This window comes from Cognatundibacterium luofuense (genome assembly GCF_018139685.1).
Classification (GTDB): Bacteria; Pseudomonadota; Gammaproteobacteria; order Burkholderiales; family Burkholderiaceae_D; genus Undibacterium; species Undibacterium luofuense.
Genome location: NZ_JAGSPN010000002.1, coordinates 371,024 through 392,863, shown reverse-complemented (window position 1 = coordinate 392,863; position 21,840 = coordinate 371,024). Strand labels below are relative to the sequence as shown.

Here is a 21,840-nt window from a genome sequence, read left to right as displayed (position 1 = left end):
TTTTCATAAGGAAAAAACGCATTTTCAAATCGATTGCGCAAACGTTTGCGCAAAATTAACGCGCATGTTTCCGTTTTGTGACAAAGGCGTCAAGTTCATCATAGAAAATATATGGTGAACATCACGAAAAATTGAACTTTCGTTGTGCAGAACCCACATTTTTTAATGGGAATTAGGAATAGTTTATTGCGGTGCAATACTTTTTTCTGATTTGTGCGAAAGCCTGATTTCGCTGTGCTGCAGATAAGGATTTCGCTAGAATGCGGGCTTGGTTTTTTGCAGGGGTGGCAGGATGGAACAATTTGACGTTATCGTTATCGGAGCTGGCGCTGCGGGAATGATGTGTGCTGCTACTGCAGCGTCGCGTGGGCGGCGGGTTGCGTTAATCGACCATGCGACGAAGCTTGCGGAGAAGATCCGCATTTCCGGTGGTGGTCGCTGTAATTTCACTAATCTGCATGCCGGACCTGCAAATTATGTGTCAGATAACCCGCATTTTTGTCGCAGTGCGCTAACGCGCTATACGCCGCAGGATTTTTTGTCTTTATTAAAAAAATATCAGGTCGCGTGGCACGAAAAGCACAAAGGCCAATTGTTTTGCGACGAAAGCGCGGAAGAAATTATCCGGGTTTTGAAATCGGAATGCGATAAAGCCGGTGTGCGCTGGAAGATGCCAGTCAGTGTTGATTCGATTGAGCAACAGACATCCGGCTTCATACTAAAAACATCTGCAGGCGAATTTTCTGCAGAAAGTGTCGTGCTGGCGAGTGGCGGCCTTTCTATTCCGAAGATAGGCGCGACTGATTTTGCCTACAGGATTGCACGACAGTTTGAGCTGAAGATTGTAGAGCCGCGTCCCGCGCTGGTGCCGCTGACTTTTGCGCAGTCGGTCTGGGCTCCGTTTGTGCCTCTCGCCGGAATTTCTCTGGAAGTCGATATTTCTACCGGAACGAAAAAGAATAAGATCACCTTCCGGGAAGATTTACTATTTACGCACCGCGGTTTGTCCGGGCCGGCGATTCTGCAGATTTCCAGTTACTGGGAGCCCGGAACCCCGCTAACGATTAATTTGTTGCCTGAAATTGACCTGACACCAGCCTTGCTGGAGCAGAAGTCCGGAAATAAGAAGCAGTTATCGACGGTACTTACTCAATACATGCCGGCCCGCCTGGCTGAGGGATTGCTGGTATCTTGTGCAATTGATGGTGGTGGCCGTATGGCTGACCTGTCCGATAAAGTGTTGCGCCGTATCGGCGATGCTGTCAATCAATGGCAACTGACACCGGATGGAACCGAGGGATATCGCAAAGCGGAGGTAACGCGCGGCGGAATAGATACGCGTGAGTTGTCTCAGCAAACAATGATGGTGCAAAAAGTCGCGGGGTTGTTCGTTGTTGGTGAGGCAATGGATGTGACAGGCTGGCTTGGCGGTTATAATTTCCAGTGGGCATGGGCGTCAGGCTATGTCGCAGGACAGTCAGCGTAAACGGTGGATTCGCAACAAAATATCCGCGCAGGGGCTTGACTGCATAAGAATTAATCAAAAAATTCTTCCAAAAAGACTGAAATCCTGTTACTATCTCGGTCTTCCTACAATTTTTTCCATGGTTTGAACTTAAATGACCACAATTCGCCTTAAAGAAAACGAGCCGTTCGAAGTCGCCATGCGCCGCTTCAAGCGCACTATCGAAAAGACCGGTCTGTTGACCGAATTGCGCGCTCGCGAGTTCTACGAAAAGCCAACAGCAGAACGCAAACGCAAACTGGCTGCGGCTGTTAAGCGTCACTACAAACGCATTCGTAGTCAACAGTTGCCTAAGAAAATGTACTGATTCATTGCCTCGTCTGGCAACGCCAGATTGAAAGCAATGAAACCAGCATTAGGTTTGCATGCCCGCTTCGGTGTACCGCAGCGGGCGTTGTCATTTTTTATTTCGTCATTCAGGAAATTTCATGAGCTTAAAAGAACAAATCACCAATGATATGAAAGCGGCAATGCGCGCAAAAGAAGCGAGCAAGCTGGCGACTATTCGTCTTCTGCAGGCAGCACTGAAGCAGAAAGAGGTGGATGAGCGTGTGGAGCTGGATGACGGCATGATCCTCGCTATCATTGAAAAAATGATCAAGCAGCGCAAGGACTCAATTCAGCAATTCGAGGCTGGCGGTCGTCCTGAGCTGGCTGAAATTGAAAAGTCCGAGATTGATGTGCTGGTCGCGTATATGCCTGCAGCCTTGTCCGATGAAGAAGTGCAGGTTGCAGTTACTGCTGCGGTCGCAGAAATTGGTGCCGCAGGTCCGCAGGATATGCGTAAAGTCATCGAATTGCTGAAAACCCGTCTGGCTGGTCGTGCAGACATGGGTAAAGTTTCCGGCCTCGTCAAAGCTGCGCTGAGCAAGTAATTCGCCCGCTTTCTGCGCCGGAGAAGGCATTGATACCGCAAAGTTTTATTCAGGATTTGCTGGCCCGTGTCGACATCGTAGATGTCGTTGGTAAGCATGTTCAGCTGAAAAAAGGCGGCGCAAACTATATGGGTTTGTGTCCGTTTCACAATGAAAAATCGCCGAGTTTTACCGTCAGTCCAACCAAACAGTTTTATCACTGCTTCGGTTGTGGTGCACATGGTACGGCGATCGGATTTGTGATGGAGTTTTCGGGAGTAAGCTTTCCTGATGCAGTACGTGATCTGGCGCAGGGACTGGGTATGGTTGTGCCGGAGGAAAATCGCATTATTCCGGAGCGTCGTGCTGAAGCACAGGCAAAAAGCATGGCACTCAGCGATGTGCTCGGTAAAGCATGCGATTTCTACCGTCAGCAGCTGAAAACGGCGCCACAGGCGATTGCTTACTTGAAAAAGCGTGGTCTGACCGGAGAAATTGCTGCCCGCTTCGGGATGGGATATGCACCGGATGCGTGGGATAGTCTGCGCCAGGTTTTCCCTGATTACAGTGCTGGCGCACTTGATGAGGCTGGGCTGGTAATCGACAAGTCTGCCGAAAACGGTGGTCAGCGCAAGCGTTACGACCGTTTTCGTGACCGTATCATGTTCCCGATTCGCAATACCAAGGGCCAGGTCATTGGTTTTGGCGGACGTATTATGGAGCAGGGCGAGCCAAAATATCTGAATTCGCCGGAAACGCCGGTCTTTCAGAAAGGGCTTGAGCTGTACGGACTGTTTGAGGCGCGGCAGGCGATTCGTGAGGCCGGATATGCGCTGGTTACCGAAGGATATATGGATGTCGTCGCGCTTGCGCAAATGGGTTTTCCGCAGGCTGTAGCAACGCTGGGAACCGCTTGTACGCCTACTCATGTGCAAAAGTTGCTGCGTCAGACGGACCGGATTATTTTCAGTTTCGATGGTGACTCCGCGGGGCGCCGCGCAGCTCGTCGCGCACTGGATGCCTGCCTGCCTTTGCTTGACGATAGCAAGCTGGTGCAGTTTTTGTTTTTACCAGCCGAACATGATCCGGATTCTTATATCCGGGAGTTTGGTGCGGATGCATTCGAGCAGGAAATCCGTGATGCGACGCCGTTATCGCAGTTTTTTATTCGTGAGGTCACTGCCGGGCTGAGTTTACAGTCTGCGGAGGGTAGGGCGCATGCGCTGGCTGAGGCAAAACCTTTGCTACAAGCCATGCAGCCGACGGCTTTGCGTTTGCAAATTGTGCGCCAACTGGCGCAGCTGACACAAACACCGGCTGGTGATATCGAAGCCTTATTTTCGCTGACACAACCGGTAGTGCGGCGCCAGGCGGCCGCACCGGCAAGAGTGCGACGAAGCGCTCCGGCCGGGCTGGAGTTGCAGATTATGCGTCTCGTGATGGCCTTTCCACCGCTGGCTGCTTTGCTGGATCAGGTGGCGATGGCGGATGCCGCGAAGCTTGCGCCAGACGGCGCCGAGATGTTGCAGGGTCTCGTTCAGGTGGCGCTATCTCTGGGTGAACACGGACAATTTGCAGCCCTCGCAGAAGTATTGCGTGGAACCGGAAATGATTTTGATGGTCTGATTACTGAAATCGCGGGGCAGGGAGATATCGATCCTGAGCTGGCGCAGCTTGAGCTGAACGGTGCCATTCGTCAGATGCGCATGCAGGCACTGCGCGCGGAGGCGGATCATCTGGTGGCGCGCGGCCTGGCTGATGAGGTTTCCCGGCAGCGATGGCGGGAAATTATGGGTTTGCTGGAACAGTTGAAAAAACAGCCTGTTGCCTGAGGTCGCCGTTGCGATAAATCATCATCTGCGGCACAGGGGGCTTGATTTCCGCTCTCAGGCTTGATAAAAACGCATGTTTGAATTGGTACGTCTTTGGGAAATCTGCCTATTTTTTTATCAGATTTCTTCGCTGGCGGCTACCCGCAGACTGGAGAAAGCGGAGTCTGCGTGCTATAATTTAAAGCTTTCAATTCAAGGTCTTAGGTTGTTTTGTTCTGTGTAATTTGCTGAATTTTTAGGCAGAACGTGTTGTTTAGGTGAGCCTTTGTGCTCCTCCGAGTAACCCAAACACTGGCGCTGAGACTCGGGAAGTCTGAAACAAAAGAATGGCGAAGCAGGGCGGTAAGCAATCTGTCTGTCGTTATGAAATTTGTATGGCGTAGCGCAGACGACTTCCTCAGTACCGGATGGTTTGATTCAATGGCTAACGCAATGAAGAAACCCGCGAAAACCCTGACGCCGGCAACGGAATCCACATCAGCGGCAAAGGCAACCCACAAAGAAACCGGCAGCGGAACTGCGCCTAAAAGTTCGAAAAAGCCAGCAAAAGCCGAAGACAGTATCATCGAAGCATCTAAGGCGGTGAAAGCCAGCGCCAAGCAAAAAGCCCCTGCAGAGCCTGATCATTCAACCGAGCAGAAAGCGCTTGCGAAAGACACTAAAGCGCCTAAAGTAAGTAAAGCGGCTGCCGCAGCAAAGGCAGTACCAGAATCCGAGAAGTCCAGCAGTCAGAGCCCGGTCGCGGAAAACAACGATCCGGTCACAGCAAAGAAAGCACCCGTGAAAGAATCCAGCAGCAAATCCCCATCCAAAGCAAAGAAAGCCGCTCCGCAGGCAGCAGAGCAGGTTGTCGCTGAAGCGCCGAAAAAACGCAGCAAAAAAGCTGAGGCTGCAGAGGTAGCGCCCGTCACTGACGCGCAGCCAGCGGAATCCGTCGTAGCTGAAGCCAAGCCGGCCCGTGCGCCGAAAAAAGCGGCTGCTGCGAAAGCTGCTGTGCCTTCGGTTGAAGTGCAGGAAATTCGTCAGGGTAATGCTCCGGCGGTCAGCCAGACCACAGATGCTGCAGTGCTGGCAACTATTGATACTTCCGGATATGTGCTGCCTGGTGTGAAAGTGCCGGGACGTCGCGGACGTAAGCCAAAAGATTTTCAGCCTGAAAATGATGAAATTGCAGCATTGAACGCCGTGGAGCGTGCAGAGCTGAAAGCGATCGATAAAGCGAAAGCCAAAGACCGTAAAGCGAAAGAAAAAGCTTTGCTGAAAGATGCCTTTTCCTCTGATCCGGAAGCGACTGAAGAGGAACTTGAGCGTCGCCGTCAGAAGCTGAAGGCACTGATCAAGCTCGGTAAAGACCGTGGATATCTGACATTCGCAGAGATCAACGATCATTTGCCGGAAAATGTGGTTGATCCGGAAGCGATTGAAGGCATTATCGGCACCTTCAATGATATGGGTGTGGCTGTCTACGAACAGGCGCCGGATGCAGAAACTCTGCTGCTGTCTGATAACGTTGTAACAGTGGCTTCGGATGATGATGAGGTTGAAGCCGCCGCTGAAGCTGCGCTGTCGACGGTTGATTCCGATTTCGGTCGTACGACCGATCCGGTACGTATGTATATGCGTGAAATGGGTTCGGTAGAACTGCTGACCCGTGAAGGCGAAATCGTCATCGCCAAGAAAATTGAAGAAGGCCTGAAAGACATGATTCAGGCAATCTCTGCCTGCCCGACCACAATCGCTGAGATTCTGGAAATGGCCGACAAGATTGCTGCGGACGAAATCAAAATTGATGAAATCGTTGATGGTCTGGTCGATCCGAACGCAACCGACGATGAGCCGGTGGTAGCTGCTGCTACGCCAGCTGCTGCTGATGATGAGTCGGATGAGGATGAGGAAGAAGAAGAGGATGAAGACGAGGGAGAGGAGTCCGGTGGTGCTGCAGGTGCGACCGGGATGAGTGCGGAGCAAATGGAGCAGATGAAGCGTGATTCTCTGGCGAAGTTTGATGTGATCTCTTCCAATTTCGACAAAATGCGCAAAGCCTTTGAAAAAGAAGGCTATAACTCCAAAACCTATGTGAAAGCACAGGAAACTATTTCAAACGAACTGCTGGGCATCCGTTTTACAGCCAAAGTCGTTGAAAAGCTGTGTGATACGCTGCGTGGACAGGTTGACGAAGTGCGTCACATTGAGAAGCAGATTCTTGACGTGGCAGTGAACCGCTGCAATATGCCGCGCTCGCACTTTATTAAAGTTTTCCCGGGTAATGAAACCAATCTGCACTGGGTTGAAGGTGAAGTGAACGGCGGTCACGCTTACAGCGCGACTCTGGGCCGTAACGTACCGGCAATTCAGCAATTGCAACAAAAACTGATCGACCTGCAGGCGCGTGTTGTTCTGCCGCTGGCTGATTTGCGCAATATTAATAAACGCATGTCCGCCGGTGAAATGAAAGCCCGCAAAGCGAAGCGCGAAATGACCGAGGCCAACCTGCGTCTGGTGATTTCGATTGCGAAAAAATATACCAACCGTGGTTTGCAATTCCTGGATCTGATTCAGGAAGGAAATATTGGTCTGATGAAGGCGGTGGATAAATTCGAATACCGTCGCGGCTATAAATTCTCCACGTATGCAACATGGTGGATTCGTCAGGCGATTACCCGTTCTATCGCGGATCAGGCACGTACGATCCGTATTCCGGTGCATATGATTGAAACCATCAATAAGATGAACCGGATTTCCCGTCAGATTCTGCAGGAAACCGGTGTGGAACCGGATCCGGCAACACTGGCGATCAAGATGGAAATGCCGGAAGATAAAATCCGCAAGATCATGAAGATCGCGAAGGAACCGATTTCGATGGAAACACCGATCGGTGACGATGATGATTCGCATCTGGGTGATTTCATCGAAGATAATCACACACTGGCACCTTCCGACGCAGCGCTGCATGCATCGATGCGTAATGTAGTGAAAGACGTTCTGGATTCTCTGACACCGCGTGAGGCGAAGGTATTGCGTATGCGTTTCGGTGTTGAGATGTCGACAGATCACACGCTGGAAGAAGTAGGCAAGCAATTTGACGTGACGCGTGAGCGTATTCGTCAGATTGAAGCCAAGGCATTGCGCAAACTGCGTCATCCATCCCGCTCCGATAAGCTGAAGAGCTTCCTCGAAGGTAATTAATCGTTTATAATGGGTGCCGTTTTTCGGTGCCCGTTTTTGCTTGCGCTGCATGCGTTTGTGTCAGCCGGGCGGTTGTTAAAAACAGCCAATCTTTGGAAAACCGGGCCTATAGCTCAGTTGGTTAGAGCAGCGGACTCATAATCCGTTGGTCGCAGGTTCAAGTCCTGCTGGGCCCACCAGTTACCGTTTTGAGTACAAGAGGGACTGTTTCAGTCCTTTTCTGTCTCTGATCTGCGGTGATATTCACAGAACATACCAGTCAATACGGTTGTGATTGCTGCATGGTGCTACAATGCAGGTTTCGCACACGATTTTCTATTTGCTTTCATTCCGGTAGTAACAGCACATGCACTGCGAGTCATTGCATCAGCAATGCCGCAGGCCGGATGAGGTTTCAATAATGATGACAGACCAACAGTCTTCCCCACTTTCTGCCCCTGCTGATATGGCAGCGGCCCGCCAGCGTTTTGACGATTTCGGTTTATCCCCTGAAATTCTGCGTGCATTGCGCGATCAGGGTTATGAGTATCCGACACCGATTCAGGCGCAGGCCATTCCTGTGGTATTGCAGGGCAGGGACGTGATGGGCGCTGCCCAGACCGGTACCGGGAAGACCGCAGGTTTTTCTTTGCCGATTATTCAGCGTCTGATGGCGCATGCGAATACCAGTGCATCTCCGGCACGCCATCCTGTCCGTGCGCTGATTCTGACACCAACCCGTGAACTGGCCGATCAGGTCGCGGAAAACGTGAAAGCGTATTCGCGTCACACCGGCTTGCGTGCGACCGTGGTATTCGGTGGCGTGGATATGGCGCCGCAGGTTGCGGCCTTGCGTTCCGGCGTGGAAATTGTGATTGCGACGCCGGGTCGATTGCTTGATCACGTGGCGCAAAAGTCAATCAATCTGAGTCAGACGCAGATTCTGGTGATGGATGAAGCAGACCGTATGCTGGACATGGGTTTCCTGCCGGATCTGCAGCGCATCATCAATCTGTTGCCGCGTCAGCGTCAGAATCTGATGTTCTCGGCGACCTTCTCGCCTGAAATCAAAAAGCTGGCAGCCAGCTTCCTCAGTAATCCGCAAACGATTGAGGTTGCGCGCAGCAATGCGACTTCCGACAACGTGACGCAGATTCTGTATGAAGTGAAGGAAGATGAGAAACGCGATGCAATCGCCTTCATTCTGCGCGAGCGTGGCCTGAAGCAAGTGATTGTGTTCACGAATACCAAAATCGGGGCATCCCGCTTGTCGGTGCATCTGGTGAAGCAGGGCGTGAAAGCGGCGGCGATTCACGGCGACAAATCCCAGTCTGAACGGATGACAGCGCTGGAAGATTTCAAGCGTGGTGCGGTCGAAGTGCTGGTCGCAACCGACGTTGCTGCGCGTGGTCTGGATATTTCCGAGATGCCGTGTGTGATCAATTATGATCTGCCGTTTAATGCTGAAGATTATGTACACCGTATCGGTCGTACCGGCCGTGCCGGTGCTAAGGGAGATGCAATTTCCCTGTGTACTCCGCAAGATGATAAAGCGCTGGCGGATATTGAAAAGCTGACCGGTCGTAAAATCGTACGTTTGCAACTGGCTGGCTTTGTCCCTGCCAGCGCAGTTCCTTACCGCGAACGCGAGCGTGAAAACCGCTATGAACAGCGTAGCGAACGCAGTGAACACCCGCGCAGCCGTGGTAGTTATGGCGGCAGCCGTGAAAAAGTCGACCCGTGGTTCCTGCGTCCTTACACCCCGAATACGGCACCTGCCGGTGCGCGGACAGAAAAACAGGCGTCAGCGAATGCTTCTTCGGCACCAAAACCGCAAAAGCGCGCAGCTTTGCTGGGCGGCTTACGAAAGATGCCGACAGCGGGCTAATCTGCTTGCATCAGACAATAAAAAACGGAGCGCGAATGCTCCGTTTTTTATTTTGCGCATCAAACCTTTACCAAATCTGCCCCAAACCTGCATCAGGCTTGCACCGGTGTGTCAGCAGGTTGGTGCACTATGGTAATCAGAGCAGATTCAGCGTGACATCGACATTGCCGCGTGTTGCGTTCGAATACGGGCAGACTTCGTGTGCTTTATGAATCAGCGCTTCCGCATCTGCACGCTCCATGCCCGCCAGGCTGATGTTGAGTGTGACCGTAATACCAAAGCCACCTTTGCCGTTCGGGCCGATGCCAACCAGGCCATTGACTGAAACATCTGCTGGCAGCGCTTTTTTCGCGGCAGCAGCCACAAATTTCATCGCGCCGATAAAGCAGGCGGAGTAGCCAGCGGCAAATAATTGCTCAGGATTGGTACCGGCACCACCGGCGCCACCCAGTTCTTTTGGTGTGGTCAGTTTTACGTCCAGTTGTGCATCGCTGGAAACGGCGCGGCCATCGCGGCCACCGGTTGCTGTTGCATTCGCTGTGTACAGTACTTGCATGATGTTCTCCGATAGTGAGGGGGATTGGTTTCGCAGCGATGTGTGCTGCGATGGAGATAAGTATCGTACACAATTAGATTGTGCGCAATATAAATTGTGATTGTCTTTTTCAATCATGCTGATAGGCAGGCTGTATGTATGGCGGTGATTCAGCTGTAGTTTTTGTCGCAAAAATAGGGGTAACGAACCGTAAATGCGGGAAAACGCAGGGATGACGGGAAAGAGGTCCTTGCCGCACGGACGGACGACGTCCGCTTTTCATTTTGCTTTACGGTGGAGTGTCGGGGGAAGTGGACAGTAATAGTGCGGTACGTGCAACAGCAACGCTGAACGCCTGAAAAATGCCCTGAATCCCTCAAAAAACAGCCCAAAAACAGCCCAAAAATAGCTCAAATGCGGATTCTTGCATAGCGATCCGGCGGTCGTCGGCAGAAAGTCCGGCTCTCCGGAAATGACAGATGCGGACTTCTGCACATTGCAAGCGCTGATGCAGCGCGGTCCGGTGTCTGTCAGGTGTTGTTTGGGCGCTGAACAGGCGCTTAACAGGTGCTTAACAGCCGATTACCAGACATCTATCCGGTATTTACGCGGCGCTGAGCTGATCGCGCAGCTGGTTCAGTGCGACGCGCAGATTCTCCAGTTGTTCCGGCTGCAAACCGCTGGCGCAGAAGATTTGTAAGGGTATTTCAGCGGCACGCTCATGCAAGGCACGTCCGTCATCGCTGAGCCGGATCCGCACCGAGCGTTCATCTTTGCTGTCACGCTGCCGGTGTACCAAGCCCGCCGCTTCCATGCGTTTCAGCAGCGGCGTCAGCGTGCCGGAGTCCAGATGCAGTAATTCGCCGATCTCTTTGACGGCGCGGTCATCCTGTTCCCACAGTACCAGCATCACCAGATATTGCGGATAGGTCAGACCGAGCTGATCAAGCAAGGGCTTATAGGTCTTGGTCATTGCCAGCGAGGCAGAATACAGCGCAAAGCACAGTTGGCGATCCAGCTGCAGCAGCAGGCTGGCGTTAACGGGCGGGCAAATGGTCATGGTAAGGTCCTGCGCCAGTGTAAAACCGGCTTTGTGGTCGGGGTTGCGCCTGCTTCAGCAGGTATAATGCTGGCCGTGACCAATCTGAAATTATATGGGGCAAATCGTGACATTTATTCAACAACTGCAAGCCGCATGGCAATCTAATCAGTCTTTGTTATGCGTCGGCCTTGATCCGGATATTCAGCGTTTCCCGGCAGAATTGCAAGGGCAGCCTGACGCGATTTATCAATTCTGTAAAGCGATGGTGGATGCAACCGCCGCTGTTGCCTGTTCTTTCAAGCCGCAGATCGCGTATTTTGCCGCATTGCGCGCCGAAGACCAACTGGAAGCCATCTGCCGCTACATCAAACAACAGTATCCGCATATTCCGGTGATTCTGGATGCCAAGCGCGGCGATATCGGTGCGACGGCAGAGCAATATGCACGTGAAGCCTATGAGCGTTACGGCGCGGATGCCGTCACCGTCAATCCTTACATGGGCTTTGATTCCGTGCAGCCGTATATGGAATGGAAAGACAAGGGCGTCATCATCCTGTGCCGCACGTCGAATGCGGGCGGTTCGGATCTGCAGTTTCTGGATGTCGGCGGTAAACCGCTGTACCAGCATGTGGCGCAACTGGTGGCAGAGAAATGGAATGCGAACGGGCAGGCAGCGCTGGTGGTCGGTGCGACCTTCCCGAATGAAATTGCAGCTGTGCGTGACATTACCGGCGACATGCCTTTGCTGATTCCCGGCATTGGTGCGCAGGGCGGCGATATTGAAGCGACTGTCCGTGCCGGTCGTACTGCGAATGGCACCGGTATGATGATTAATTCATCCCGCGCGATTCTGTACGCGCGCGCAGAAGCCGGTGAAAGCTACACCGATGCAGCGCGCCGCGTGGCTACACAAACCCGCGACGCGATCAATCAGTTTCGCTGATCAGCGATGATCATCAGCGGCTGGCGGCGCATCTGCCAGTCGCGGTGATTTCCCTTTTTGCTGATGCACGTTATAAAACACCAGCCCCATCAGCAGCTTCACGCCCAGAAAAATCAGAAACAGGCTGACTGCCAGCGGAATCACACTGATCATCAGTGCAATCACCAGACAGGCCAGCAGCAGACGCGGCAGCGGCAGTTCATCCAGTGCACGGAAGGCGCGGCGCGCCAGATACAGAAATTCTTCGATGGTCTGACGGAAAATTACTTCAATACGATCAGGATGTGCCATGTTGTTTCTCCCTGTTGATGTTGGCTGACAGAGTGCATACTGCGCTTTTCCGGGCAAGCCGGAAATCGCATTGCGATGAAACGCCGCTTTCGCGGTATCAGTGGCGATAGCGCCGGATCAGCTGATGCGATCCAGTCCCGCTGCCCGCAGCTTATCCAGACCGGAACGACTGACCGGCACGGTTTTTCCACCCTGTACCACCGCCTGATGGCTGTCCTTACTGAGTTTTTGCAAACTTTCCAGTGCTTGCAGATTCAGCATGTAAGAACGGTGGACACGAATAAATTGCGTCGAGGGTAACTGCTGTTCCAGTTCACTCAGGGTTTGCGTTTTCATCCAGCTGCGGGCAGCGGTGTGCAGCACCACATAATCATCCTGCGCTTCGGCATACAGCAGTTCTTCGAACGGAATGGCGATGGTCTGACCGCGTTCCCGTAACAGTATCCGTTGCACCTGTTGCTGATGCTGACTGACCAGTTGTTTCAGTGGCGGATTGTCCTGCGCTGCTGCTTGCTGGCGCGCTTTGTTCAGCGCGGTTTCAAAGCGCTCACGCGAAAACGGCTTCAGCAGGTAATCGACTGCATGTAAATCGAAGGCTTTTAATGCATGCTGATCATAGGCGGTGGTGAAAATCACACCATGCTGGCGGCCTGTCACTTCCAGTACCTCCAGCCCGGTCAGTTCCGGCATTTGAATGTCCAGAAATACCAGATCCGGATTGTGATTGCGGATCACATCGGCTGCTTCTTGTCCGGTTTCACATTCCCATGCCACACAAAATTCCGGAAACGGACGCAGAAATTCTTTGAGCAGTTCACGTGCCAGATATTCATCGTCGGCAATACATATCTGCCATTGTGTTTTCATGATGCAGCAAACTCCAGAGGAAGCGTGACTGAAATAGAGAACATGCCGTCAGCCAGTGCGTGGCTGACGCGGGCGCGGCCAGCGTACATGGCTTGACAGCGTTCTGATAAATTGCGCAAACCGATACCGGAACGGCTGCGTTCATCGGTGGCAATGCTGTCGGCTACCGGATTGTGTAACTGTATATGCAGCCAGCCCTGATCCGCATGGATTTGCAAACGGATGCAACCACCTTTACGTAAATGCTGAATGCCATGCTTGATCGCGTTTTCCAGTAAGGGCTGTATCAGCATAGACGGTATCAGCGCGAGATTCAGACCTTCTGCGACTTCCGGCTGATATTGCAGTTTTGGGCCGAAGCGTATGCCTTCCACAGTCAGAAAGTGCTGGCACAGCTGCAGTTCATCCTGTAAGCGGATTTTGTCTTCCTGACCCGCGCGCAGCGTCAGCCGGAAAAAATCGGCCAGTGCAATCGTCATATCGCGTGCGCGTTCCGGTGCAATGGCGGTCAGCGCGCTGATGGAATGTAAACTGTTAAATAAGAAATGCGGATCAATTTGGGAGCGCAACACTTGCAGTTCTGCATCGCGCGCTGCCAGTTGTGCCGCCGTTGCTGTCTGTTCGCTGATGCGTACTTGTTCAAAACTCAGAAATACATCATAAGCGAGCAAGTTCAGTAAAAACAAAATCGCAGCACTGCCACCGAGCAGCCATGACTGATGCTCCTGCCATTGCCACTGAAACTCGGTTCCTGCCAGCAAAACCAGTGCCTGATGCCATGCACTGATTAATGCCATCACCAGCAGTGCAGATACAGCGGAAGACAAGCCAAATGCCATCAGGGTTTGTCCCAGACTGCGCCGGTTAGACGGCATGGCTTTACACAGATAATAAGCAGAGCTGCAGATAATGCCGGTAATCAGCATGACCGGAATCACCAGAACCGCTGCGGCCCAGACAGAAAATTGCAGGCTGGTGTGTGCCAGCCTGATCCACGGCAGGCTGAGCAACAGCCAGCCTGCCAGATACCATGCGACCCGTTGCGGATTGTTGAGCAGCGGATGCATCTCAGTTTTTGATTTCCACGCCACCCATGATGGCGTATCCCTGAATCACCAGACGTTTTCCAGGCATTGCCGGTGGCACGGTTTTATCGTCGATACCGCCGAGCAGCGGAACACCTTGTGACATCACTGTCCAGTCCTGAGGAACTCTGATGCTGATGCCACCCCACATGGTAAATACATTCAGCGTGGCATCCTGCTGCAATTGCGCACCGCGCAGATCCAGTTCGATGCCGCCCATAACCGCCGTCAGTTCACCACCGCGAAAATTCACAGCAGAGTTTTGTACATTCGCACCGCTCATGACCGCAGATACATTGCATACCTCGGATTGACCCGCACCTTCACCGACACCGCCCCACTGGGTTTCACTGATCAGCTTATCTTTGAAAATGACCGCGAGGCCGCCGAGAATCAGTAACATCGGCCAGATATGGCGCATATCAAAGCTGATGATGCCCATATATTTCAGCGTCAGGATTGCGCCCCAGGCGACAAATCCGCCGCCGATTAATTGTCCGGAAATGGTATTGCTGCGCGACATTTTTAAAATACCGACCAGAATGAACAGGGTTGGCCAGAAGTGCAGGAAATTCAGATGACTGAAAATATTCAGATTATCCAGTAAAGCCAGAACACCGAAAATTAACAGGGCAGCGCCAAAGACGACGCGGTTTTGTTGTTTGCGAGCAGACATGACAGGGCTCCGTGAATTATTTTTTGTCAGAAGAAAACATACCGCCGATCAGATACTGTGCACCAGCACCGATCAGCAACAGTGGCCAGCTGTTAGAGAAATTCCAGCCCCAAAGATGTTCTGCGGAAGCATATAACCAGCCAGCAATGATCAGCGTGCAGACAGAGCGGCCAACATGGGATGCATTCTGCGCGCTGACCAGTTCGATCAGGCCGGATAGTGCTATCGCGCCGGAAGCCCAGTGCCACCAGCGTAATTGTGTGATGACGATCCAGTCGTTGGTCATAAAAAAGGCACCGGCAGCAATCAGCGCCAGACCAAATACGAGATTTTTACGACGCTGAGCGACCGGATTCTGACATTCGTCACGCATGATATTCTCCTTCATGTGTTTGATTTGATGAAGGCAGAATAAACCGCTGGCGTAAAGATGTCGCGCATCAGTCGGTGAATGACGCGGTTTGTCGGCCAGTGCCGCCGGTGCCGGCGAATGACGCACTGAAGCGCCGAACGGAAGCAGAAGCAGAAGCTGACGCAGACGCGTGTTGCGTCAGCTGAGTAACTGATTGAAGTCGTCGGCCTGACGCACGATCCGTTTGGATTCAGAGCCGAATACATTGTGCGTTTCTTCGACAATGAATTCGTTCGAGCCACGGGTGCAATACAGCAGGCCACGGAAGTTGGTACCCAGATAGGCAAACGGCGCCAGCTTGGTTTTTACCGGCGTATCGTTACTTAATAGCGCACGCAGTTTGCGCTCCACATCGTACAAACTCTTTTCACGAATCTGTACCACGCCGCCGCGCGGATTCGGGAAACTGGTTTCAAAAGCCGGATTATTCCCCATCGGGTCACGGAAGGTAATTTTGACTCCGAGTTTTAAAAACTTGGAGATCGCAGTAAAGTCATTTTCGTCGTACATAATTGCTCCGCTACCGGTCTGTCAGTCACGACCGGATTCGCTGTGAGATTGCCAGATTCCTGTCAGGCTGGCAATTCGCCAGCGCAATTGCCATTGGCTTTCAGGCCGGAAGGCGTGATTTTGTCAGCAGGAAGCGACAGCAATGCCTTTGCCTGTTGCAAGACATTACGTTTCCAGTCCGGATAGTTTTGCGGAACCGCGCTGTCCGGTATCAGAACACTGCGCAAATCATCGGTAATCCGGCTCAGATCTTCGTCTTTACTGGCTGCTGCGGGCAGTGTTCGCAGGCGCTGCAGGCTGTCATGGATATTCAGCGCCGGAATACGCTGGTTCAGCTCGTTCGCATGTTGTTGGCGTATTTCCGTTGATACCGGTGCCTGACAGGCGAACACCAGCAGGTTATAGCTATCCGGCGAACGCGCCCATTGCACGCTGGCAAACTGTTGTCGCAGATCTGCCAGCATGATGCTGAGTTGCGACGGCTTTCCCCAGACATTGGCGACCAGCATGCCCTGAGTGCTGAGCGCAGCGGCACAACTGGCATAAAAGGCCGGTGTGTTCAGCGCCGGTACCAGACCGTTGCGGTCGTACACATCAATCAGCAATAAATCTGTGCGGCGACCGGCTTCAACCTGAGCAGGTAACCATACCGTGGCATCTGCATGATGCAAGGCGACAGGATTGTCCTCCGGTGCAGGTTGCAGTTGTTTGTACAAACGCAGTACGGTCTCATCAATTTCCACTGCATCGGTCCGGCAATCCGGTGACGCATATTGCAAAAAACGGCTCAGTGAACCGCCGCCCTGTCCCAGTATCCATGCAGATGCGGGGCGTGGTTGCTGTACCAGTGCACTCATCATCAGCCTTGCATAAGCGCACACCAGATACCACGGATACTCTGTCAGCATCGCGCTTTGCATGACGCCGGGTTGCAGATACAGGCAACGCAGCGTGTCATCATCGGCCAGAAAAGCGTTCTGACCGGCAGCGTCATATAAAGCCTGCAACTGTTGCAGATGCCGGGTTTCCGCGGCATCGGGTTTGCGCAGATAGAGGGTGGATAAGCTTGGACGGCGTGCCATGGTGTCTGAAAAGAAACAGGATGTCCGATTATCGCTGATTACTGTGATGGGCCTGTATTTTTTGAATGCTTATCTGATCGCGCAGTGCAGTGACGTAAAAAACGCCGGTCAGAGACCGGCGTTTGTGTCGTACTTGTGAAAGCTGTTTGCGCAGAAATCAGCTCTTCGATTTGCTGACCGTTTTTTTGACAAGCGCCGGTGCGATGGCTTTTTTAACGGCCACCGGTTTTTTGTCACCGTTTTTAGCGGCTTCGGCTTTCAGATGGCTGGTGTCCGGTGTCGGGAAGCCGGTTTTCACGCTTGCGGTGACCGGTGTTGTTACTGCTGGTGCAGGTTTTGCGACGACCTTTTTTACAGGTTTGGCAGCGACAGTTTTCACAACAGGTGCTTTGGCTGCCGGTGCCGGAGTGACTTTTGCAGGCGCGGCACTGACTACGGCGACTGGTGTATCTTCTGCCTTTTCGGTTGCAGCCTTAGCTGTTTCAGTACTGACTTCCTTACGGACTTCAGCGACCGGCGCTGCGGGAATGTCTGCGGCCTGGATTACTGCCGGTTCCGGCTGCAGTACCAGTTCTTTTTGTACCGGACTGGCGATTACTTCTGCGACTGCCTGCACACTCACCGGGCCGGGAATACTGACACTGACAGCGACCGGTTGCACGACTGGAGCAGCATTTTCCTGAAAACGGGTCATGCTTTGCAGTTGCAGTTTGACCAGCGGGTGCTGCTCGCCGGTGAATTGTTGCCAGAAGTCGCGGGCTGCGGATTGTACGCTGTCCCAGTTATGCTGTTCAGACTGGAAGAAACGGAAGAAATCGCTGATTTGTTGCTGCTGATTGCTGACGGCGTCGTGCAGACTGTGAGAGCCCAGCCAGAACTGGCCAAGCTGACTGAATTCCTGCAGCATACGCAGGCTGGTTTCCCATTGCCACTGCAGCATGCCTTGATATTGCTGCAAACCTTGTTCAGAAAGCTGACGCAACATCGTTGCGGGTTGTTCAAATACCTGAGACTGAGTAAAACCGGAAGTTGCCATGAAGTTCTCCTTCATTCGGAAGACTGCGCTATTGTCGGAAAAACGCTGAAACAGAAAACCTGAAAATCGTGCGGATGATGCGATGCAACAAACTGATTTTACTCTGTGTCTCCCTGATTCCGCAGGACTATTTTGCTGAGCGGAGATTTGCGTTGCTGCATCGCAAGCAGCAAACTACGGCTTTATATCAGTGCAGATGTGCGCTGTGCGGCTGATAAAATGCGGTCTGGCTAAAGGCAGAGTACGATGAATAACAATATCCCGCATTCCGAATCCGGTGACGAAGACCGGCTGACGCAATTACAGCGCAGGCTGGCAGCATTTCGTGATGAGCGCCAGTGGGCGCAGTTTCACACCCCGAAAAACCTTGCCAGTGCGCTGGCGGTGGAAGCAGCAGAATTATTAGAACCGTTTCAATGGTTGCAGGCGGGTGAACGCAGTGAGCTGAGTGAAGCGCAATTGCAGGCGGTCAGCGATGAAATGGCGGATGTGCTGTGTTACCTTTTGCTGATGGCAGATCGCTTACAGGTCGATTTGGCTGCGGCCTGCAACAGCAAAATTGACCGGAATACGCTGCGCTATCCGGTCAGTACGGCAAAGGGAAGTGCGAAGAAAGCACCAGCGGATACACCTGCATAAGCGCTACCTGCAACACGTGTCAGGCAGTCTCGCCGTACTGGCGACGCGCTTTTTCGGCAAATGCTGTATGCGGATAGTCTGCCAGAGATAAGGGAAAACCCAGTTTGGTCAACTGTTCGCAGGCATGCTCAAGATTGAAGCACAGATGGTAGCGCGGGTCTGAAATCGCCTGCGTTTCGCGTTCCACAATAATTTTGTGAAATTTGCTCGGCAAAATGAAAACGATGTGTTCGCATCCGTTTTCAAACGCCCAGTCACGCATGCCCTGATAGGTTTGAAGGGCGGACTGGGTGGACATTTCCCAGAAACGGCCATCAGCAAGACTGGCCCATGATCCTTGTTTCGGAGCCTTTTCCTTAAATTCTTCATAGCAGGCAAGCGTGCCTGCGTCATTGAAATTGCCGGCAAATGTCCGTATCAGGACATTGCCAACCAGGCTGATTTGCCATTCACCGTGAATGCGCTGCCAGGGCAACATGTTTTGCATCTCTCTTCAACTGCCTTCGCGTGCTGTTTCAGCGTCACGAGCGGGTCATATTTCACACTTATGGTATCGAACCATTCTCCGGCGCTATTGTAACGGGCATTCTTGACAGTTAACTGACAGCGCCGATTTTCGGCACTTTTGCCATCCGTTTTTACATTTTGTGTATGAATACAGCAGAAAAAAGGCAGTTTCAGCGTGTGCAATTCTTTCGTTTAACCCGTGACCGCGAGTTTGTGCCGGTGTGGGTATTCAACAAACAGCCACAGGATGATGCCGTAACGGGGTTGATTGTGGATATCAGTGAGTCCGGTGTACAGGTGATGACGGTCTGGGAAGATCGTCCGCAATCGTCAGCATGGATGCTGCATTTGCTGGATACTGCAGGTGAGCGCATGCAGTTGCCGGCAGTGCGTCTGGATTATGTCTGGTCTGCGCAGCATGAAAGTTTGTATGCACGTACCGGTTTTCGTTTTCATCATGCGCAGGAAGGCGCTGCCGGTTTGCTGCAGGCCTTAATTGCGGATCAGCCGCAGCAAGTGTTGCGCTGCCAGCTGACACCGGTATTTCAGTGCCATCACTGACGCTGACTGTGTACCGCTTGCTTGTACAGCGCGGGAATTGTGCGGTAACTGTACCAGCACATGACCAGTGCCAGCACAGCCAGCGCAGCCCAGTTCAGTACCGGTAACTGCAGACGCTGCGCCAGATCGAACAGGATACCGCCGGATAAACTGCCCGCCATGCTGCCACTGCTCTGATACAGCATCTGGCGTGACATTAAGCGGCCGGTATCCGCATTGGTTTTATCGGCGAAGCGGGCGGTCAGCACATCCAGCGACGGGCCGTAGAAAATCTGCCCGAAAGAAATCAGAACGGCGGCAGCAATCACGGCGGCAGCCGATTGCGGAAAGCACACCAGCGTCGCAAATCCGGCAAATAATCCGAGATACCCGAAGCGCAGGAAACGGAAATGATCCTGATCCCGCACTGCCAGTTTCGAGACCGGCATTTGCAGCGCGATAATCACCAGCGCCCCGACCCAGAATGGCGTGGATACCGGAATCGACGGGGTGAAGTGCGGAATATGCAGGCTGAGGCTGATATTCGGCTGCATTGCCAGACACCAGAACACCGCATTCGAGATATAAAACAGCCATGGCAGTTCCGCCTGCTGGTTCAGCTGTCGCGGATGGAAGCGGGCATGGACTTGCTGAGCGGCATGCCCGTGCAGGCTTTCGGGGTCTGCTGCCTGTTGTTCTTTGATGACGATGCCGCGCATCGCAATCAGCATCAGTATCCCGTAGCCCGTGAACGTCAGCAGCACGATCAGAAACACCAGTTGCATGGTCTCATGCGGAATCCATCCAGCCAGTAAATAACCGGCGACCAGCCCCAGCCGTATCGACATCGACAAGCGTGCGAACAGTGCAGACTGATCGAGATCGCGCAGTTTCAGCAGAAAGAATTTCAGACCGGGAAATGACAATCCGCTACCCAGCCCCGCAATCGTGGCAAACAAGGCCAGCGCCCAGGCCTGATCCAGAAAAGCCAGACAATACAGCGCAATGCCTTCGAGCAGAATATTGCCGGAGACAGAAAAAGGATGATTCGCAATCGCCGGAAAACGCGTACCCAGCCATGCACCGGCAACGCGCCCCAGATTCAGGCCGAACAGAATCGATGCAGCCCAGAAACCGGAAAATTTCAGGCCGGTTTGCGAGACGATCAGCGGCGTGTACAGCGCGACGCCACCGGAGGCAATCGCCACACCGGTGTAGATCAGGTTCGCGTGGGTACGCGAAGAAAACTGTGAAGAGAAGCGCATGGCGGCAGAGAAGGAGTGCCGGATGTCATGCAACACACCGTCAGCACAACAGGCGGATTTTCCGCGAAAGAAAGTCCGCTATTATGCCGCTCTCTGCCCGAAATTGCAGTACGGAAAAAGTAACAGCGCGAGGCTTGCGTTGGTCAGTGCAGGCGGGGCTGGCGGGAGGATGGCTCCGAACATCTGTCAGGAGCCTTACAGAGCCGGTTGAGTACCAAAACAGGCCCAAATGCGGTGTTCTGCATAGCGATCTGCTTGTCGTCGGCAGAAAGTCCGGACGTCCGTAAAACACAAATGACGAAAATCGCACAGTGGTCAGGTGTCGGCGCTGGCAGAAAAGCAGGATCGCAGCATTTACCAGACGTGGAAGATGCTGCGACCGGATGCCGTCACCGGCGGGTTTTACTGTGCTTTGGCTGGCGCTGCTTTCTTTTCCAGCAAGCGTACCGATGCAGGTGCGTTGTAGGCTTTATCCTGAATCGTGGCCGGGTTGAACTGGCAAGCCTTCACAAAATTGACGGCGGCCATATCGGTATCGGCATCGCCGCTGGCCCATTCCAGAGAGGCTTGTTTGACCTGACCTTCGCGTGACACCAGCGTACCGACCACGATACCCAGCCCGCCTTCTGTTTCACCAGCCAGACGCACTTTGTCGGATTCCGGACAGGTTTCCGGACGAATCACTGGATCGTTGTCATAACGCAGTTTTTCATCGAGGTTCCAGCTGTAACGCGCAGTGGCAACGACTTTTTTCGCCGGCGGCTGATCCAGCAGCTTGCAACCGATCAGTGCTTTGGCTGTGGCCTGATCCAGCAACCACCAGCCGCTGCTGCGACGGAAATCCACTGCTTCGACTTCGCCTTTTTCATTGATCGTCATCGCAACATGCGCTGTGCCGTGAAAACGGTTACGCATGGCTGCCGGTGGATATTTGGGTTGCAGGCAATGTTGCAGAATATCTTTCTTGCTCAGAAAAAGATCCTGTTCCGCCGGCGCTTCCTGTGCTTGTACCGGTGCTGCGCTGATGGCGAGATAGAGAAGACTGCTTATCAGAGGAAATTTCATGTTCTGTCCTTAAACTGGTTCAAACCCCGGTAAGCAAACGATTGCGCATCAGAACGTCAGATATTTCCGGCAGATCAGATG

Annotated in this window: 22 protein-coding genes and 1 tRNA gene; 10 read left to right on the top strand and 13 right to left on the bottom strand. The window is 52.9% G+C overall.

Annotated elements, in window-relative coordinates:
* Positions 1 to 292 precede the first annotated feature (292 nt).
* From KDM89_RS05175 to KDM89_RS05145, 7 genes are all read left to right on the top strand, one after another.
* Entirely contained in the window at positions 293 to 1,486 is a 1,194-nt protein-coding gene (locus tag KDM89_RS05175) for a BaiN/RdsA family NAD(P)/FAD-dependent oxidoreductase (protein ID WP_212686862.1), read from the top strand.
* 133 nt (positions 1,487 to 1,619) lie between these two features.
* Complete coding sequence (rpsU, locus tag KDM89_RS05170) at positions 1,620 to 1,832, top strand: 30S ribosomal protein S21 (protein WP_005877634.1); 213 nt, start codon at positions 1,620 to 1,622, stop codon at positions 1,830 to 1,832.
* Between the two features lie 121 nt (positions 1,833 to 1,953).
* Positions 1,954 to 2,400 carry a GatB/YqeY domain-containing protein gene (locus KDM89_RS05165; protein ID WP_212686861.1) on the top strand — a complete coding sequence of 149 codons (447 nt, stop codon included), beginning with the start codon at positions 1,954 to 1,956 and terminating at the stop codon, positions 2,398 to 2,400.
* A gap of 29 nt (positions 2,401 to 2,429) precedes the next feature.
* Positions 2,430 to 4,211 (top strand): DNA primase, encoded by a 1,782-nt coding sequence (dnaG, locus tag KDM89_RS05160; RefSeq protein WP_212686860.1) that lies wholly within the window; start codon positions 2,430 to 2,432, stop codon positions 4,209 to 4,211.
* Between the two features lie 432 nt (positions 4,212 to 4,643).
* Positions 4,644 to 7,397: an RNA polymerase sigma factor RpoD gene (rpoD, locus tag KDM89_RS05155; protein WP_438947499.1), complete on the top strand. Its 2,754-nt coding sequence runs from the start codon at positions 4,644 to 4,646 to the stop codon at positions 7,395 to 7,397.
* 102 nt (positions 7,398 to 7,499) lie between these two features.
* Positions 7,500 to 7,576: transfer RNA gene (locus tag KDM89_RS05150), tRNA-Ile, on the top strand.
* Between the two features lie 224 nt (positions 7,577 to 7,800).
* On the top strand, positions 7,801 to 9,264 hold the full coding sequence (locus KDM89_RS05145; RefSeq protein ID WP_212686907.1) for a DEAD/DEAH box helicase: 1,464 nt from the start codon (positions 7,801 to 7,803) through the stop codon (positions 9,262 to 9,264).
* A 136-nt stretch (positions 9,265 to 9,400) separates the two neighbouring features.
* On the opposite strand, the gene KDM89_RS05140 is transcribed toward KDM89_RS05145, so the two are convergent.
* Positions 9,401 to 9,820, bottom strand: coding sequence for an organic hydroperoxide resistance protein (locus KDM89_RS05140; protein ID WP_212686859.1), 420 nt, complete (start codon positions 9,818 to 9,820; stop codon positions 9,401 to 9,403).
* A 583-nt stretch (positions 9,821 to 10,403) separates the two neighbouring features.
* The gene (locus tag KDM89_RS05135) at positions 10,404 to 10,859 is read right to left on the bottom strand and encodes a MarR family winged helix-turn-helix transcriptional regulator (protein ID WP_212686858.1); all 456 of its coding nucleotides are present in this window, start codon (positions 10,857 to 10,859) and stop codon (positions 10,404 to 10,406) included.
* Positions 10,860 to 10,965: 106 nt separating this feature from the next.
* On the opposite strand from KDM89_RS05135, the gene pyrF reads away from it, so the two are divergent.
* Positions 10,966 to 11,784 (top strand): orotidine-5'-phosphate decarboxylase, encoded by an 819-nt coding sequence (gene pyrF, locus KDM89_RS05130; RefSeq protein ID WP_212686857.1) that lies wholly within the window; start codon positions 10,966 to 10,968, stop codon positions 11,782 to 11,784.
* Here pyrF and KDM89_RS05125 read toward each other — a convergent pair whose 3' ends face one another.
* From KDM89_RS05125 to KDM89_RS05090, 8 genes are all read right to left on the bottom strand, one after another.
* A complete protein-coding gene (locus tag KDM89_RS05125) occupies positions 11,785 to 12,075 on the bottom strand; it encodes a hypothetical protein (protein ID WP_189355687.1) in 291 nt (96 codons plus the stop codon).
* Positions 12,076 to 12,192: 117 nt separating this feature from the next.
* Complete coding sequence (locus tag KDM89_RS05120; RefSeq protein WP_212686856.1) at positions 12,193 to 12,942, bottom strand: LytR/AlgR family response regulator transcription factor; 750 nt, start codon at positions 12,940 to 12,942, stop codon at positions 12,193 to 12,195.
* Positions 12,939 to 14,009 carry a sensor histidine kinase gene (locus tag KDM89_RS05115; protein ID WP_212686855.1) on the bottom strand — a complete coding sequence of 357 codons (1,071 nt, stop codon included), beginning with the start codon at positions 14,007 to 14,009 and terminating at the stop codon, positions 12,939 to 12,941. The genes KDM89_RS05120 and KDM89_RS05115 overlap by 4 nt, the downstream gene beginning before the upstream one ends.
* 1 nt (position 14,010) lies before the next feature.
* Complete coding sequence (locus KDM89_RS05110; RefSeq protein WP_212686854.1) at positions 14,011 to 14,703, bottom strand: LiaI-LiaF-like domain-containing protein; 693 nt, start codon at positions 14,701 to 14,703, stop codon at positions 14,011 to 14,013.
* Positions 14,704 to 14,719: 16 nt separating this feature from the next.
* Positions 14,720 to 15,076 carry a hypothetical protein gene (locus KDM89_RS05105; protein ID WP_212686853.1) on the bottom strand — a complete coding sequence of 119 codons (357 nt, stop codon included), beginning with the start codon at positions 15,074 to 15,076 and terminating at the stop codon, positions 14,720 to 14,722.
* Positions 15,077 to 15,253: 177 nt separating this feature from the next.
* A complete protein-coding gene (locus KDM89_RS05100) occupies positions 15,254 to 15,625 on the bottom strand; it encodes a hypothetical protein (RefSeq protein WP_212686852.1) in 372 nt (123 codons plus the stop codon).
* Positions 15,626 to 15,687: 62 nt separating this feature from the next.
* Positions 15,688 to 16,707 carry a spermidine synthase gene (locus KDM89_RS05095; RefSeq protein WP_212686851.1) on the bottom strand — a complete coding sequence of 340 codons (1,020 nt, stop codon included), beginning with the start codon at positions 16,705 to 16,707 and terminating at the stop codon, positions 15,688 to 15,690.
* Positions 16,708 to 16,864: 157 nt separating this feature from the next.
* Positions 16,865 to 17,743: a hypothetical protein gene (locus KDM89_RS05090; RefSeq protein ID WP_212686850.1), complete on the bottom strand. Its 879-nt coding sequence runs from the start codon at positions 17,741 to 17,743 to the stop codon at positions 16,865 to 16,867.
* Positions 17,744 to 17,989: 246 nt separating this feature from the next.
* Between KDM89_RS05090 and KDM89_RS05085 the strand changes: the two genes are divergently transcribed.
* Positions 17,990 to 18,382: a nucleotide pyrophosphohydrolase gene (locus KDM89_RS05085; RefSeq protein WP_212686849.1), complete on the top strand. Its 393-nt coding sequence runs from the start codon at positions 17,990 to 17,992 to the stop codon at positions 18,380 to 18,382.
* A gap of 19 nt (positions 18,383 to 18,401) precedes the next feature.
* Here KDM89_RS05085 and KDM89_RS05080 read toward each other — a convergent pair whose 3' ends face one another.
* Entirely contained in the window at positions 18,402 to 18,869 is a 468-nt protein-coding gene (locus tag KDM89_RS05080) for a hypothetical protein (RefSeq protein WP_212686848.1), read from the bottom strand.
* Between the two features lie 197 nt (positions 18,870 to 19,066).
* On the opposite strand from KDM89_RS05080, the gene KDM89_RS05075 reads away from it, so the two are divergent.
* Positions 19,067 to 19,450 carry a hypothetical protein gene (locus tag KDM89_RS05075; RefSeq protein WP_212686847.1) on the top strand — a complete coding sequence of 128 codons (384 nt, stop codon included), beginning with the start codon at positions 19,067 to 19,069 and terminating at the stop codon, positions 19,448 to 19,450.
* Here the strand turns inward: KDM89_RS05075 and KDM89_RS05070 are convergent.
* Positions 19,444 to 20,694 carry an MFS transporter gene (locus KDM89_RS05070; protein ID WP_212686846.1) on the bottom strand — a complete coding sequence of 417 codons (1,251 nt, stop codon included), beginning with the start codon at positions 20,692 to 20,694 and terminating at the stop codon, positions 19,444 to 19,446. The two genes, KDM89_RS05075 and KDM89_RS05070, sit on opposite strands and share 7 nt — an antisense overlap.
* Before the next feature lie 402 nt (positions 20,695 to 21,096).
* A complete protein-coding gene (locus KDM89_RS05065) occupies positions 21,097 to 21,759 on the bottom strand; it encodes a TonB family protein (protein ID WP_212686845.1) in 663 nt (220 codons plus the stop codon).
* Positions 21,760 to 21,840 lie beyond the last annotated feature (81 nt).